Source organism: Chroococcidiopsis cubana SAG 39.79 (assembly GCF_003991895.1).
Lineage (GTDB): Bacteria > Cyanobacteriota > Cyanobacteriia > Cyanobacteriales > Chroococcidiopsidaceae > Chroococcidiopsis > Chroococcidiopsis thermalis.
The window spans coordinates 43590-59870 of the sequence record NZ_RSCK01000003.1 but is presented as its reverse complement, the minus strand read 5'-3'; the positions used below and the strand labels follow the sequence as shown (position 1 = coordinate 59870).

14 protein-coding genes are annotated in these 16281 nt (G+C 45.2%); 9 read left to right on the top strand and 5 right to left on the bottom strand.

Features of this window, described 5'->3' with window-relative positions; genetic code table 11:
• Positions 1–22: 22 nt before the first annotated feature.
• From DSM107010_RS02895 to DSM107010_RS02880, 4 genes are all read left to right on the top strand, one after another.
• Complete coding sequence (locus DSM107010_RS02895; RefSeq protein ID WP_106165797.1) at positions 23–1429, top strand: hypothetical protein; 1407 nt, start codon at positions 23–25, stop codon at positions 1427–1429.
• 102 nt (positions 1430–1531) lie between these two features.
• Positions 1532–2176 (top strand): pentapeptide repeat-containing protein, encoded by a 645-nt coding sequence (locus DSM107010_RS02890; RefSeq protein ID WP_106165796.1) that lies wholly within the window; start codon positions 1532–1534, stop codon positions 2174–2176.
• Between the two features lie 73 nt (positions 2177–2249).
• Positions 2250–2555, top strand: coding sequence for a hypothetical protein (locus DSM107010_RS02885; RefSeq protein WP_106165795.1), 306 nt, complete (start codon positions 2250–2252; stop codon positions 2553–2555).
• 6 nt (positions 2556–2561) lie between these two features.
• Positions 2562–4136: a DEAD/DEAH box helicase gene (locus DSM107010_RS02880; RefSeq protein ID WP_106165794.1), complete on the top strand. Its 1575-nt coding sequence runs from the start codon at positions 2562–2564 to the stop codon at positions 4134–4136.
• A 422-nt stretch (positions 4137–4558) separates the two neighbouring features.
• On the opposite strand, the gene DSM107010_RS02875 is transcribed toward DSM107010_RS02880, so the two are convergent.
• Positions 4559–5095 (bottom strand): hypothetical protein, encoded by a 537-nt coding sequence (locus tag DSM107010_RS02875; protein ID WP_127022312.1) that lies wholly within the window; start codon positions 5093–5095, stop codon positions 4559–4561.
• Between the two features lie 754 nt (positions 5096–5849).
• On the bottom strand, positions 5850–10952 hold the full coding sequence (gene mobF, locus DSM107010_RS02865; protein WP_127022309.1) for a MobF family relaxase: 5103 nt from the start codon (positions 10950–10952) through the stop codon (positions 5850–5852).
• Here mobF and DSM107010_RS02860 point away from each other — a divergent pair.
• The gene (locus DSM107010_RS02860) at positions 10942–11151 is read left to right on the top strand and encodes a hypothetical protein (RefSeq protein ID WP_127022306.1); all 210 of its coding nucleotides are present in this window, start codon (positions 10942–10944) and stop codon (positions 11149–11151) included. The two genes, mobF and DSM107010_RS02860, sit on opposite strands and share 11 nt — an antisense overlap.
• A gap of 21 nt (positions 11152–11172) precedes the next feature.
• Here DSM107010_RS02860 and DSM107010_RS02855 read toward each other — a convergent pair whose 3' ends face one another.
• Complete coding sequence (locus DSM107010_RS02855) at positions 11173–11727, bottom strand: hypothetical protein (RefSeq protein ID WP_106168392.1); 555 nt, start codon at positions 11725–11727, stop codon at positions 11173–11175.
• A gap of 451 nt (positions 11728–12178) precedes the next feature.
• On the opposite strand from DSM107010_RS02855, the gene DSM107010_RS02850 reads away from it, so the two are divergent.
• The 4 genes from DSM107010_RS02850 to DSM107010_RS02835 all read left to right on the top strand — a co-directional run bounded on the left by DSM107010_RS02850 (position 12179) and on the right by DSM107010_RS02835 (position 15193).
• Positions 12179–13297, top strand: a complete 1119-nt coding sequence (locus DSM107010_RS02850; protein ID WP_106168393.1) for a ParM/StbA family protein — start codon at positions 12179–12181, stop codon at positions 13295–13297.
• Positions 13298–13309: 12 nt separating this feature from the next.
• Entirely contained in the window at positions 13310–13732 is a 423-nt protein-coding gene (locus DSM107010_RS02845) for a hypothetical protein (protein WP_106168394.1), read from the top strand.
• Between the two features lie 194 nt (positions 13733–13926).
• Positions 13927–14718, top strand: coding sequence for a hypothetical protein (locus DSM107010_RS02840; protein ID WP_106168395.1), 792 nt, complete (start codon positions 13927–13929; stop codon positions 14716–14718).
• 4 nt (positions 14719–14722) lie between these two features.
• Positions 14723–15193 (top strand): hypothetical protein, encoded by a 471-nt coding sequence (locus DSM107010_RS02835; protein WP_106168396.1) that lies wholly within the window; start codon positions 14723–14725, stop codon positions 15191–15193.
• A 262-nt stretch (positions 15194–15455) separates the two neighbouring features.
• Here DSM107010_RS02835 and DSM107010_RS02830 read toward each other — a convergent pair whose 3' ends face one another.
• Together DSM107010_RS02830 and DSM107010_RS02825 are read right to left on the bottom strand one after the other, a co-directional pair.
• Complete coding sequence (locus DSM107010_RS02830; protein ID WP_106168397.1) at positions 15456–15899, bottom strand: hypothetical protein; 444 nt, start codon at positions 15897–15899, stop codon at positions 15456–15458.
• Positions 15900–16045: 146 nt separating this feature from the next.
• On the bottom strand, positions 16046–16270 hold the full coding sequence (locus DSM107010_RS02825; RefSeq protein ID WP_127022303.1) for a hypothetical protein: 225 nt from the start codon (positions 16268–16270) through the stop codon (positions 16046–16048).
• Between the last annotated feature and the right edge of the window lie 11 nt (positions 16271–16281).

Genomic DNA, 16281 nt, shown 5'->3' with positions numbered 1-16281 from the left:
CAATTTATCTTGAGGAAAGATCGTGCCTCCAGAACAGTCTCCATTGCAATCGTCGCAGTCAGAGCAAACCGATCCCGCGTCAGGCGTAGCTCAACAATCCAGTCCACCCGCTCCAACTTCTAGCCCTTTTAGCGAAACCGAACGTACCGACCTTGAAGAGACTGCAAGCGAGAAACAATCCAAGCAAAAGGTCGAGCCAACGGCGATTCCAAAGGGTATTGTCTCTCGAATTTACCAAGCAGTAGAAGCAGGAAAGTTTCAAGGTGCTTTGCCTATTACTATTAGAGAAGGATGGCGTAATACTGTCTTCAAAGCCGTTCTAGGTCGAGAACCAGAAATTAATAACATCACGCCTAAGCAACTGGCTCTAATTCAGAAAGCTATTGAAGACCCGCAAGGGCTAAAAGGCTCGATCCGCATTTTTGTTGGAAAGGAAAAAGTTTTCCACGTCGATAGTAATAAAGGAATCGTGTTTGACAAGCTCGCTTTGATTTCCGATCGCGCCCGCGATCGAGCAGTAGAGAAGTTTAGTAAAAATACTCAGTCAACTAAATCTCAAAAGCAAGCCGATCTCAAAACGCAACAGGCTCAAGCTACACCCACTGAAGAAATTGGCTTGAAAGACCAAATTGAGCGACTTCAAGCTCTTGTCGAGCAACAGCAGAAACAGATAGAATCGCTAACTTCGCGACTCGACAAGTTTACCAATTCTCCCATCTTTTCGGCACTAGTGAATGCTAGCTCGGTAAGCGATTGGGCTAACCAAATCCATGCCAAGATAAAAGAATCGGGGCAAGCGGCAGTTAAACAAGCGTCTCAAGAATTGAATCGCAACAAAAAAACGCTTGGAAACAAAATACAAGAGTTTTTTAGAAATTTTCGAGACAGGACGACTCGCCAAGTTGGTGTCGTGCGCGAGCGCGTGTCTACCAGAATTGAAGTCACTCAAAGCAACGTCAAGCAACAAGTTGGTGACACAGCTCTCAAAGTTATGGGAGCTGCTGTTAGGACAGTAGTAAACAATGTTGGCGAGAAATCTACCGATGGTTCTATGACATTTCAATCTCCTACCAACAATCGATCCTATCAAGTCACGGGCGATCGCGTTACCGTTAGCGAACGTGCAGCAATTGAGCCGCAGTCTATGTGGGATAAGTACAGTCAAGGGGTAGAGGCTAAGGTTCCTAGCGAACTTACTCTTGCGACTGCACAAAATGCGATTCGCGCTGGAGAGCCTCGCCAGAACGTATTGCAGATGCTTTCTGTCGATCCCGAACAGGAGAGAATTCAAAACGAGCGTGGAGTGACAGCTGCCAAGCAGTATGGCGAACTTGCTTTTGCTAGGGCAAGTCGCTCCTTACAAGCTGCCGAGCGGCAGCAGTCTCAGCAGCAACCAACTCGTCAGGTTCAAACCGAAAAGGAAGTTTAGTTTGTTAAGAGAAATACTGAGAAGTTGTTATCAATTCTAGTATTTCTCTATCATTTATACGACTTGGTTGCTAGCTTTTCGATCTATCACTACCACAAAAGTATGAAACTAATTTTTACTTTCTCTAGTTTGACGTTACTTTTTTCACTGATATCGCCTCCAGTTCTGGCAGAAAATCCCGCTCAACTACAACAATTACTAAAAACAAAAAAGTGCATTGGGTGCGATCTCAGGCAAGTCAAACTTAGCAATGTAGATTTAAGTAACGCTGACTTGGAAAATGCTAACTTAACAGGTGCAGTTTTAGATCGCGTCAACTTAAAAAATGCTAACCTCACTAAAGCTAACTTATCTGGGATGATGGCAAACTATGCTAATTTCATTAAAGCTAACTTGAAAGAATCCGAACTTGTGAATGTATCCTTTAGCTATAGCAATCTCTCTCAAGCAGATCTATCAAATTCTGACTTGAATAGAATGAGAGCAAATTACTCTAAATTTGTTCGTGCTAATCTGAGCAAAGCCGATTTCAACGGTACTAGTTTCGATCGCTCGGATTTGAGTTATGCAAATTTAACTTTTGGTAAGTTAGAGCAAGCTACTTTTACTAATACCAAAATGCGAGGTGTAGATCTCACTAATGCCGAGCTTTGTCCAAGTTCTATACAGGTAGCGCCCTACTGCGCTAATTTGAGTAGCGCGGATTTAACAGATATCAAGGGATTAGAGTCAGGATTTGTCCCCTAATATTGGGATTAAAATCGGTATGAGCGGATGAGCGATTACTTAATTTTTGCTAAGGCTATTTATAACTAAGAAAATGGCTAAACTCAAGTACTGTCCCCACTACCAGCAAAATGTAGCAGTAGTAACTAGACCTACTACAGCAGCTATAATTCTTGCTTTTAGTGGTTTCCCCTTTTTAGTTGCTAACAACTCATTCAATAAAAGTACTTGGCGAGTTGCTGCTCCAAGTGCAGGCATTGCAGTTTTATCGGTCGTTCTATTTCCCTTGCTATTTAAAATTAGTTGTGCGATCGCTATTTTGGCGCTACTTTTTCGTAGAAGCTACTGTCCTATCTGCCATACTCCTAACAAATTTTTACATTTGCCAAAAATAGTTTAATTCTTCGTGTCACTTCTAGAAGAACCCTTACTTATTTATAATAATGGAGCAACGCCAACCCTCAGACCCTATCAAAAACAAGGTATTGCAGATACTTATTCGCTAATTCGTTTGGGAAAAAAGCGAATACTACTATTTGCTCCTACTGGTGGTGGTAAAACTTGGCTTGGCGCTCAAATCGCTCGGCACGCAGTTGATAAAGGGCGATTTATTATCTTTGTCGTACATAGAGATATTTTGGTAGAGCAAACTGCTCAAAAACTTGCAGCTTTTGGGATTATCCCTGGATTTATTAAATCTGGCTGGAAAGAAGACCGTCGATCTCAAGTACAAGTAGCATCAGTGCAGACGATGGCAAAACGTGATTGGTGGCGGCAGTACCCAGCAGATATCGTCATTTTGGACGAAGCCCATCTGACTGCGTACACTTCTGTTGTCCGCCAAATGATGTTTAACGTGTATCCACAGGCTATTTATTTAGGATTGACTGCAACTCCTTGGCGAACGAATCGGCGCGAGAGCTTGAGAGATATTTTTGAGGGTTTGGTCTGCGGTCCAATGCCTTACCAGTTGATTGACTCTGGATATCTAGTTAAACCTAGCTATTTTCGCGTGACTGAAGCAGATTTGCAAAGCGTGGGAACGACTGTTAGCGGTGATTTTGATGAAGCACAACTAGCTCTAGCGTGCGATCGACCTGAATTAATCGAGCAAGCAGTACGAGATTGGTTTCGACTGGCGAAAGGAAGGAGAACGCTTTGCTACACCGTTAACGTCTCTCACGCCCGACACCTGTGCGACGCATTCTTAGCAAAAGGAATTCCAGCTGCTTACGTTTCTGGTTCTACACGACCAAAACAAGCTAACCAAATTTACAAACAGTTAGCGGCATTAGAGATTCAAGTTTTAGCAAGCTGTATGAAGTTAGTAGAGGGATTAGACATTCCAAGCGTTAGTGCAGAGTTGATGTGCCGCCCTACTCATTCACCTTCTTTATACTTTCAAATGCTCGGTCGTGCGCTCCGTCTCAGCCCCGAAACAGGAAAAGTTGATTCAGTCATTATCGATCAAGCTGGCAACGTAGCACGTCACGGTTTTGTTGAAGATATTAAAGAAATTAGCTTAGAACCAGCAAATAAAAAACAAGTATTGGAAACTCCAAAAAAGCTATGTCCTCATAACAATGGGGGCTGTGGAGCCTTGCTTTATGCCTTCCAAATGAAATGTCCTCATTGCGGATACGTATTCGAGCAGCCCAAGAAAATTTATCTCGTTCCAGAAATAGGAGAAGTAATTCGCCCAGAAGACGCAGAGCGCTACGAATTTTATCGTCGAAAGTTGAAAGAAGCCTATGAAAATAATTTCGATCCTGGCTGGGCTGCTCATGTATTTCACGATAAGTACGGTCATTGGTCGCCGGATTCATGGGCAAAAGGAGCTATTTTTGGAACTCAATCTTCTGAGGCGCACAGCAATTCCTATCACAGCCATCTTCAGGCGATCGCTCGGCGTAAGGAAAAACCGGACTCGTGGATTCAGCGTTACATGACGCTAGAGTTTGGCTTTGGCGATCTTGTTTGAGCATGACCCTAGCAAGGTGTCTCAAGATTAAATAGAAATTTTATGAATGATTTTGCTCAAATCGCTCAAATTCGTACTTATTTTAGACGGTACAACAGTGGCAACTACAACCGCGACGAGTGCTTGTGTAGAATTGGTATTATCACAAAAATTCTAACTCAACAAGATTTGCAGACGCTCCAAGGAGGTAAATTGACATCGAATCTGCGCTCGAAAGTTTTAGCTTGGTTACGATCTAATAATAACCTTGTCTAATTTGATGCGGAACTTGATAGATTGACAGCTAAAAGGCTTGCAAGAAAATAATTTTTATATATTCTAATCTTCACTGGCAAGACTAGCGATAGCTTTCACGCAGTTTGTGGGTGTCTCTATCAGTTGCACTTCAGTTTGCTTCATTGATAACCTAACTCTCGATATCTCTAAGATTCTGGAGACTGAAAAGATACAATTTTTGGTCTTTGACGATCGGTCATTTCAAGAACAAATCCTAATTCAAATGTTTCCGTTATTGCCAGCGATGAATTTGAAGGTAAGTATCCTGTTACTTTTATTGTTGCGCTGACTAAATGTGACACTTGAAGTTGAGAGAGTTGAATGTCTTCAATCGTAACTAGATGATACTTGGACTGCAAGATTACACCCCAGAGTGTTGTGCGAGCTTTGGCTGGAAGTAGATTAATCTTTTTTTTCTTAACCGTTGCATCGGTACGACTGTCATAGGCTATTGTAATCCAATCGCTCAGAAAATCGATCGCCTTATTATGTTCAATTCTGAAATCAATCCAAGCAGCTTGTTCGCTGAGCGTTGAGCAATTCTCAATCGAACAATCGAGCAGGATTCCAAAATCACGCTTAATCTGGTTTTCCAATAAAGTAAATGGAATCGTCATACACCAACCAGCCAGCTTTCTCCACTCCGACTTCTTCGTTAAAGCTTCATACTGCTCTTCCGACAAGCCCAGAGCATTCCCCCAAATTTTCGCTAATTTTTTTTCTATTTTAGTAAACTTTATAATGTCGTTTGTATCTTCGTAGGCTACCGTAGTTTTATTGTCTAAATTGAAATCTACTTTCTATTTTTTCAAGTTTCTTTGCAAAAACTCCTATGAGTATTCTGGAATGTGTTGATAGTTAATCAAAACAAACTTCTTTTATATCCTTTTGCGCTAGTTAGTTGTTATTATGATAACAGTTTAGTAAGAAAGTCAATTCGGCAGAAAAACCTTTTAAACTGTGCAGGCAAACGTTTCCAATTCAAGCACAAGTAAAAATCTTTCTGTAATGTCAAGTAGATCTACTTGGGGTTCCTACTTTACATACTCAATGATTTGTAATGCTTGCTGACGCTGCTCGTTTGTCAATGAGTACTCAGCACCAAATGGCACTAAGAAAAGCTCTAAGTGTTGTGAAATAAAGGCTACAACGTTTAGAAAAACTGTTTAATAACTCAGCACAAAATCTAGAAAATAAAGTGACAGAAGACAATTTATGGTGTGGTTGTCATGTGAAAGTAATAGACGGTTCAACTGTCGCCATGCCTGACACGATAGAAAACCAGAAAAAATATCCTCAAGACTTGTTGGACTAGTTCTAATTGAGTCAGTGGTATAACCTGACGTTTGCTGGTTCAAAAAATCTACACGCAACTGGTTTCACCATTTTGTGTACCAATGGTACACAAAATGGTGAAACCAATAGCATCGCGCTCTGTTAAAGTTCCAACTCTGACTCTCGTTCCTGTTGCTGTTGGTGAGGGCGCTTTGGCATCCTGGCAATCGCTCCCTGCATAATAGTTTTGATATACTTGTGCGCCATTTCCTCTCCCCCTTGCTGTCGGATTTTCTCTACTTGGGGGTCTTGCGATAAGATTCTTTGAATTATTTGTGGTTCTAAACCATCTTTCATTGCTGCAATCGCAATTAAACCTGCAACCTGAACGGGATGCTCCGCTTTAACTTGCTGGCTGTAATGCTGCCAAAGTGCTTGAGGGGTTTCGTCGAGCTGAGTAGGAATTTTCGTAGAGTTGAGGGAAAGATTAAGCCAACTCGATTTCTCTTGGTTTTGTTCGCGAAGTTGACTATTCAACTTCAATCGCTCGTGGAGATGAAGATCTTGTTGCATTGCTGCAATCGCTGGTTGAGATATAGGTGAGAGAGTTGTTTCATGATTGAAAGCGAGCGCAATGTCAGCAATTCGCTCTAAATACTCTCGTGGTTTATTTAACTCCTGAGCCGCACTCCACCACTGCCACAGAGATACTTCTTGCTGCTTCCAGGTATCAAAGTCCTGCTCCATATAGACTTTACCTTTTTCTGGGAGGGGTTGACCGTCTTCTACTACGGCAGCTATAGCTTTGACTCTCTCGACGTATTGACTCGATCTCCCGATTGCAATCGCGACTTTCTCCCAGTCCGAAACCTTACTCCACTCCTTTGCTTTCGTCTGCATTGCAGTTGCTTGCAAGAATTCGTTCCAATCTTTACCGCGAACGGGTGTAGCTCGAACGATATTTCCAGTCCCTAACTCCTTGACAATTTTCCAAGCTTGCTGTTGCCCTGCGCGATCCGCATCTTGAGCTAGGACAACCTGTCCGCCGCGAACGAGTACCGAGCGCAGTAATTCGATAGGAACAGAACCCGTACCGTCAGTAGCAAGGAATGTCGTTGCGGTACTTTTGTCCTTAGCTAAAGCTGCGGCTGACATAGCATCAATTGCTGATTCAGTTAAGACAATCCGCCTCACTTCTCCTTTACCTTGGGTAAAGCTAAACCAAGCTTCATCTTTTATAGAGCCTGGAGCTAAACCTTTAAACTTGCTCCCAATGCCCCGCAGCGATGCTCCTTTCATTTCTCCATGCAAGGAATGTCTGATAAATACGGCATTGGTTAGCTTCTCACCATTGCGCCCTAGTTGGTGCAACTGCTCTAGTACGCTGGGAGAAACACCACTAGCGTAGAGCTTTCCTGACTGGTGCAAGCGATCTACTAGGCTGGCGGGCAAACAGCGTTGTTCGACTAAATATTGTTTCACCTCAACCCACTTGCGCTCGTCGGGAACGGGTGCTACAAAAGGCTGGCGTTCTTTGGCGGTGGGTTGTGGTTTGTAGGAACGCGATCGCGGCGATCGCTCCCAAGAAATATAACTGCTCTCACGGGTTAAGCCAAATTCAGATGTCAGCCAATTCCTTGCCGCTTTTCGCTCCAACCCTAATACGTGCATGACTAGACCCGTGGCGTTTCTGCCACCCGCTTGTGCGTTCCAATCGTACCAGCCCTTGCCATCAGTAATCGAAACGTTTCTTAACTGCTCGTCGCACCACTTGCCTTTCTCGCCCTTTTTGGGTGACAAGCCTAATTGGGTGGCTACATCTTCTAGAGACAATGCGAGTATTTCTTGGGTTAACAACTCTCGCTGTCTTTGTCGCTCTCTAGCAATAGAGTTATATTCTTCAGCACTTGCGAGAGTTGTTCGACTAGAAGTGATAGCTCGGTCTGCTGTTGAATCTGCTTGGCGCTGACGCTGCTCAAGGTTTTGGTATATGACGCTAGGCTGTTGAGATTGCTGCCCAGGTTCTCTAACTGGAGTTGGTGGTCGTCCAGGCGTTGGTGAAGTTGTTCCCTGACGCGGTGCGTTTCCTGCGGTAAGGGCATCAACGTGTTGACTAAGCTGCCAATCCGAGACTCGATCTCGCACAACTGCTGGTTCTGTTGTTGGTGGCATTGTTCTACTTGCTGTTGGAGTTGACTTAACTTGAGTGTCAAGTTGTAGTTCGAGTTGCTGGTTAGTTTGCTCAAGTTGTTGGTTGCATTCGACAAGGTGGTGATGCAGTCGATGAGTGCGTTCATGCTCTGCCGTTGGTCGATTATTTCCTGCTCCAGGCTGTCGAGCTGTTGGTGCTGACCGTGCGTCATGGGCTGTTGGTTGCTCAGATAAGCTTCGATTCGGTCTAGCCGCGTGACTATCGGACTCAAGCCTTCGAGCAACGCGCTCTCCAACAGTTGAGAGATCGTTGAGTTGGCGCTGTTGAGAATTCGGTCGTTCATGGTGTGTCTCCATTTGGATAAAATCTGATTGAGTTAGATTTGACTCGGATTTCTGCTCTATTGGCTGTTGCTGTAACACAGTCAACATCTCTGGCGTTTGTTGCTCGTCGGCAGCAGACAGAGTGATAGCTAACAGTTCAACTGGTACTCGTCCCCAGCTTTGTTGCAGAACTTCAATCGGGTTTTCTTGTCCACCAGTGCATTTAGATGCTTCAAGTAGATGCTGCTTAGATTCGGCGTAGATTGTTAACTGGTTCTTAGCGCGGCTCATTGCCACATACGCGCTTTCTTTAGTCGTCGTCCGGTCTTTTGTTGCCGAGGCGATCGTCCGTGCTGCCGTCTTGCCCTGAGAGGCATAAGTGGTGAGCAAGTATGCGTATTCGACGTGCAAAGAATTGCGTAAGTCGATGGTTTCGGTCACTTCGTCTTTGTACTGGATTGTCGCCGTATCGCCTGCGATTGCCAACACCTTAAACTCCTGTCCGTTACGCCGACCCAGTTGATGCTGGTTCTTTTTCCAGCGCAGGATCTCGCCTACGGCAATTTCAATCTCCTGCTTGGTGTAGACTGCTTTGCGGAATTTCATCGGCTCGACCAAGAGGGTATTTCCACTCGCATCCGCGAGCGTCAACTTATCTGCATCAATCCCTACAACGGTGTAAGGTTGAAACTTTCGCAAGCCAGTCCGCTTGTACTCGCGCACCGGGATGACGACATCCCCTACGTTGTAGTAGTGGGTGTATCGCATCTGGACTTGAGTTAAATCTTTGGAGAGCAGTTGGGTTGCAACTGCACTATCTCCCAAGCTCCCTTCTTGCTTGAGCAACGAGCGAATCTTCTCAGTCACGGCGGCGCATTCTTTTCTCGTCCCTGCCAGAATAATCGTTTCGGAGCGCTCTGACGGTTGGAGATTGATGTAGTCAGCGGCGATCCGACTTGCCCGTGACTGGGGATCGGAAATTTCTTTAACTCGCCCAGCAGTTGCCAGAGATGAAATGGCGGCGGCTGAATCTCCATCTGCGGCGAGGCGCACCGCTTGTTTCAAATCTGGAGGGCTGTTACGCTGTCGTACCGATTCGTTTAGATAAGCCGTACCAATGCCAGCCTGTTGCAGACTTTTGAACGGACTGCCTGCCGCTACAGATGATAGTTGGCGCGTGTCGCCTACCAGAATCACCCTAGCTCCCTCGGCTGTTGCCCGTTTCAACAACTCGTAGCCATCTTTTGCACCCATCAGTCCCGCTTCGTCCACGATCCAAATTTGGTTTGGTTCTGGTGGGTCAGTTGGTTGTGAGACGAGCAATCTTGCCACCGTGTTTGCTTCGATGCCCATCTCTTGCCCCAGCACGTTCGCCGCTTCAGCACTGGGGGCAAAACCCTTAATGACATAACTTCGAGCAAGCGATTGTATAGTCTCGATCGCCCCTTTAAGCTGCTCCAGGGCGAATGTCTTCCCCGCACCCGCTACCCCTTGCCATGCAATGAAGCGGTCTTTTGTAGTTGCCGCCAAGATAACTGCTTGCTGCTGCCCCGCATTCAGCGTCGTCCCTTCTAAGTATTTCTCTACAGCTTCGCTCGGTGCGATTTCTTCTACCTGCCCTTTCCCCTGCTGCATCAGTTTGATAGTGGCAAGTTCCTGCAAAAAAGCTGCCTGTGTCGTGACTCGCCGTTGCTCGTCCCCGATTTGAATTAATTCGGGGTGGGAGGCGATCTCCTTCTGTAATTCCTCAATGCCGAACTGTTGCGGCTGTGCGGTGACGAACTTAACAATTTCCTCTGCTTTGAATGCAACTTTTCGCTCGGCACAATGCTCGATCCCGTCTGCTACTACTTTTTGCAGTTGGGCTTGGATTTGTGAGGGGGATGAAACTTGCGGATCTGCTTGGTAAACAGGATGAGCGATCCCGTATAACTGTGCCTCATCCTGCCATAAGGAGTGCATTTGTTCGCGATCGATGTCTTGCTTTTTCTTGACGCGGGTTTTGCGCCATGCCCAAATCTTGTTTTCGGTAGTGGCATCAAGACCAGCTTCTACCAACTTCTCCACGATCTGCTGGTGGCGTTTGGAAAAGGCTTCAATTTGTTCGCGTGTGTAGCCTTTGATTTCAAATAGCTCTTTCGGGTGCGGTTCGATCTCGTATCCCAGCTTTCGACATGACAACGCCAGCTCGTTGCGGTAGATCTGCCCCAAGAGCATTTTGTTTTGGTAAAGAATCTCGTCAGCACGACTTTGCCACTTACCGTTACCGAGTTGGGTAACGTTCATCGCGATGCAATGGCTGTGCAAGTGGGGGTCTAGTTCGCGGCTGGTGTCGTGATGCCAAATTGCCACGGTGAGATTGTTTGTCTTTACTCTTTTCCCCTTGATCCGCGTTTCGGCAAGCAATTGCTCGATAAATTCCAGTGTCCGCCCAACCGCAGCTCGGTGGGCGGCTTCTAACCGAGAGTCACCACCTACCAAGCAAGCAATCGATACGCTCTTAGGGGCAGCAAAACACAGGTCTACCCCAGCTCGTTCTTTAGGCTGCTTTTTATTCTTATCCTTAACTTGCTTCGGCTTGCCCCTGAGTTTCTGCTTTCCATCTGGACTGACACCGTTGAGTAGGTTTTTGTAAGCAGAAGAGTTGCCGATCTGACCGCTCAATCCCAAAGCTGCTGCACCACGACCCCACCACTGGGAATTCTCCAATGCTTTTGCTTTGGCATAGTAGTTCTCCTGCTGATAATACTGTTCCCCCTGCTGAGGATTAATCGTATCTATGGTGAGCATGGTTGGAGTTCTTTCTGGAACGGCACAGGTATCGCGATCGCCGTCAAGCCAGCCAAGTAAGTCTATCTACCACGACTTAGTAGAAGCTGAAATTACCTTTAACTATATCCCCAAAAGCAAATCATGGCAAGGCTTTGAGCTGTGTTTTTTAGCTCCACTTGGAGCGACAGGTGCTGCGACCATCGGGAGCGCTCCGTAGCCCCGAAAAGGGGCGTAGTACTCAAGGATGGTGTGGAAGGGAACCTTCCACAATCGCCTTGCCCTTGGTGGTAGGTTTCTTCTGCGGAGAAACTTTATGCGTAGAGGGGTGCAAGAGTTTGGTTGTAGATTTCCACAGGATAACGGTCAGATCTGGACGAGTAACTAAGACTAATACCAACAGGGCGATCGCCGCTTTGAGGCGCGTGAGGCGAAACGGTTTAGGCGCGTTCTCTAAGGCGGTAATTCGCTCTGTATAAGCTTTTAGACAAGTTTCGAGTTGGGTCGTCTTTACCATAAGCAGCCCAACTTTCTTTGCCTGGTCTTTGAGTACATCCTCTGCATCGCGGTCTAGCTGTTTTAGATCTTCGTCAATCGTTTCAAACGCCTGGACGAGACTGGCAACAGTTAGGTTGAGGCTGTCAATGTCGCCTTCAAGCGGTCGCATTAAGGCAATTAATTCGTCAGTATAACTAGATAGCGTTTGAGTCCTAGCTTTTTCTAGTTCGGTTAGCGCATCTAGACTTTTGAGATATTCGTGAATGTCTTCCCGATTGTCTTCTAGATCGTCTTGCATTCCTTTTCAACGCCTCAAGTTTTGGCTGGTTCAGGATCGCTTAATAATCCTTAACTTCTAGTTGTAGCAAATTGGATGACATATCTCGAATGGCGGGATAGAATGACTTCCACATCGCGAGCGGTTGTTGGTGAGATGTTGATGAGAGGTCGCTCCCTCAATTTTTCAGAACGCGGTCGCATAGCGATGAGTCTGTACTGACTCAGCGATGAGTTAGCGAGCGCAGTTTTCAGAAAACGCCCAGATAGCAGTCGTATGGAGATTGGATGGCGAGGAGTTAACGGTCGCTGTTTCAGAAATCGCTGAGAAAACACCCAGATGACGGTCGCAGAATAATCAGTTAGCGCACGGTTCGCGATGAGGTAGCGCTCTGAGCCAAGATTTCGGATAACGATTACATGACGATGAAAGAGCGATAAGTTAGTAGTTTCTTAATTATTGGGAGATAAGTATGTACTCGGATTTGACGATTGTGGTAACAGTCGATTTGGGAGCTAGTGACACTAAGGCGGTATACTGGAACCCCTGGTCGCGCAGACCTGAGCTGCTTTGGATGAAGCCCCAGGTAGCATTGATGAACCCGTCCGATATCAAAAGACTGGACATGGGCGGTACGACAGTCACTACTCCCGAAAATTCTGCTTACGTCCAAGTTGGTGCTTCCGTCTATGCTGTAGGGGCATTAGGACGGGTTTTGGAGGGGGACTCCGGCTTGCGGCTTGCCAAAAAAGAGACTGCCAAGGTGAAAATTTTGGCAGTCGTGGGGGCGATCGCCCAGAAGTTACTCAAACAAGGGCAAAGGCAGCATTTCAATCTGGAGCTTTGTTTCTTGTTACCTTTAATCGAGTACTGGAATGACGAACATCAACAACAGTTGAAGACAGAAATTCCCTCGTCGCTGATGGGATTTACCTTTCGCGGCACGGCAATGTCTGCAACGCTGACGCGGCTGAGAATATTGCCGGAGGGTGGGGGGATATTTATCGACGAAAACTATAAGTGGCTCCAACAAGGACAAGAAGTGTCAGCCGATATCGTCTCCATCGCCATGTTCGGCTATCGCAATGCCAGCATATTGACGTTTGCCTACGGTGCGCCGCCACAGCGCAATAACTCCAAAGGAAGCGGACCTGGTTACGTCAAATGCTTGGAACAACTCATCCCTGGAATTAACCCTGACGATCCTGCATTATTTGAAGCTTTTCGCCAGGGGGAAAAAACATTTCGGCTCAAGGGTCATCAAGAAAGTTACGATCTAGAAAATTTAAGATCGTTCGCTCACGAGTACTACTTCAATGAAGTAAGAAAGTTTCTGCAAGCCGAGCTGCCCAGCGCATCTAGCTATCGCTTGCTGATTGCGGGTGGTTCTGCTTACGAAATTCAGCCAGAGCTAGAGCAATTCCTCTCCACTCTGAAATTGGCTAGTAGAGTTAGTTGGTTGTCAGAGACGATTTCTGAGATGGAGAGCGAATTTAGCTTGGAGCAAGTACAGGCAGCACGGTTGTTAGATGCGTTTGGAGCCTTTCGCCACTTCATTCGCTCTAAAGCAGTAACGCAAATGTCAGCATAGGAGAAAACAGTTGTGCTAGGGAAAACAAGCCCAAAAACAATTACTTTATTACTACGGCTTAACCCGAATACTCCCGAAGCAATGGTAGTTAACTATTGTCGCGATCGGACAATTAGCAGCGCCAATCAAATGCTTCAAAGAGCCATTAATGCTTTTTATTTACCTCAAGCCTGCCTTGAGGTAAGAAAACCTTCTCTAGAAGTCAGACATCTGGCACTCGCTGCTATCCACGAATTACAAGCACAAATCCGCCTGATCCAGAGTAGTTGTTTGCCTGAAACTTTAAACTTGTCTTCACCAACAGACTGTAATAGATCCAACACTTCCAAATCCCTCATTCGCTCTGAAGTTGAGTCTAGTGTTTCAACCTCAGTAGCTCGTGCAAAATTCAGTCTGGAAACTATGATGAGCGAACAAGACTGGTCGTGTTGTTAATCTGTTGGCACGATACTGAAAGTATCGTGCCACGTCGTTTGTGTAGACTATGTTCGTAGCAGCGATCGCAAGCGAGCGAGAGTCAGTAACTGCTCTAAGAGAGAGTAAAATTCGCATTTCGGTCAAAACAATAAATCTTACCATTTTGACCAGTTCAGTCTAAATACAAATGTAGTGCGTTAGAGTAAGTAGTTATGCTAAAAAAGGTAAGCTCAAGCCAAGTAATTCTAAAACTGCGCGTTAATCCTGAAACTCCTGAAGCCATAGCGATCTGCTACTGTCGCCATCATCCAATTGGTACTGCCAATCAAATGCTTCAAAGAGCTATCAATGCTTTCTACTTACCTTTAGCTTATTTAAAACAAGGTTCATCTCACTTACAGGTCGAACGAGTAGCAACGGCAGCAATTTACGAGTTACTCGCTCAAGTTCGTTCGATTGAGACAGACTGCCTGCCTAATATTCAAGGAGGTGGGTCAAAGCTAGAGCTATCTTCCTACAACGCTCAAATGCATCTAGTAGCGTCTAAAGAAGTTTTTTTAACTTTAATTGCAGATGAAGATAGCGACGATGCATTGGTACTTGATTATTGCCAGCACCAACGGGGTAGTACTAACGAACTAATTAGGACGGCGATTAGAGCTTTTTATTTACCTCTAGCTACCTTCGAGCTAGGAAAAACTCAGTTACAAGTCGAACGAGTAGCAACAGCTGCAATTAGAGAAATCCAAGCTCAAATTCGACTACTCCAAAGAACTTGTTTGTCAACTATTTCGCTGGATGTGTCGATAGCGGATTCATCATCGTTGCCAGTTCCAATTAAAGTGGATACGCTTTCCCAAATTGAAACTTTAATTCCACCAGTAACAACTCATACAAATAGTACTAAGGAGATCGCGCTACTCACGCAAGACTCGTTGTTATTGAATTATGTGGGTGGAATTTCTAGTGCTGATTTAGCTGCCCGTGCCGATCCTTTCCAGTAGAGCTATGAAGAAAGTGGAAATCCCTAGAGTGCAATCTAAGTTTTCGGTTCGGAGCTTAGTTTCTTTGGCGCAGTATGTCAAAAACGCTGAAGAGGAGTTGCTAGCTGCTACGGGCAAGGCTAGCCCCCTTTACATAAATGGGGTGCGTCTAACCCAAGGTGCAGACATCCTACAGGGCAAGCCGTACCCGATTGTTGCCGTGACCAAAGAAAATTTGGACGAAGCAATGCGCTTTCAGGACAACCTCTTGCTCTATCCAGCTCATAACGAGATGGCACGGGCGTTGATCGAGCGCATGACGCTGGAGCAGAAAACTCAACTCCTTGGGCATTACGCCCAGACTCCCTCAGCGCAAATACCAAAAACCGTGAGGGAGCTAGCAGATGAAGTCAAAGCCCAGTTGCAACTTCAACCCAAACAGAAGGTGCAACGGCAACAGCCTAAAAGATCTCGCGATCGCGACTTGGAGATTTAAACTTGCAAAACGGTAAAAATTACCGCTTTGCTTTACATAGTTTTACAATTTGCTCGACAGAATATACACTTGTGAAGTTATTCTGTTTTTATCCTAAAACAGTAAAAAATATCTGTCGGGTTCGATACCTGTAGCGATCGCAAAATCATCGATATATTGATTTGGCAATCGGAGATGTCGCGCTCGCGCAACCGCCCACAATACGAATGTCGCTCTGCTGCCACCAAAGTTGTGATTTTTTTTAGGTTTCGCACTCTGGTCTTTACCTCAAAAAAACGATTGAGTATACTGCCTTTCCTAGCTCAGTCAATGCAAATATCATGTCTTCTGCTTTTCCTTTAGCTTCATAGTCGGAAATTGCTACAATTCCTTTTTGAACGAGACTAGAGATTGTACCTCTACCAACTTGAGGTGATAAACCAGAAGCTTCAACTACTGCAAATACCCAAGGAAAGCTAAAATCTTCGACGGCATTTGCGAATTCATTATCGCGACTTCCTCTGAGAATTGCCTTTTCATTTTCAGTTAAACTTTTAGCAATTTCTTCTATTGATGAGGCGTTGTCAAAATCTGGACGATCGAAGTCAATAATTACTTCATGACAATCATTGCACGCCAGAGCAACGTTTTGATTGTCACCATATACAATGCACTCGAAAGAGTGACTGACGTGAGCCAACAAACCGTGATAGTCAAATACAGCCATCTGATGTTACTCCCAAATTAAATAGAAAGCGATCGCTCTTTCTAATCTTATTTTTTGCAGCACGATGCTACATTGAGTTAGCTCATGCCTCTTCTAAAACTCCCAACTATCCAAAAGGCGATTGACTATATTGCCTCTCCATGTGTTTATTCCTCTTCCTGGGTAGCAGTTGAATCCGTCTCAACAACATGACAATCAATACCGTTTCCGTCCGTCCATTTATTTGTACAAGTTAAGTATTCTTCAAATAATTGCTCGGCAGTCGCGATTGCTTCAATTTCTGAGAAAGCTTTAACTTCAAACGTAGCACTAGCACTAATTGTGGCAACGATTTCAACACAGTAGATTTTAGTTTTAGTCTGATTTGACATACGTAATAGTC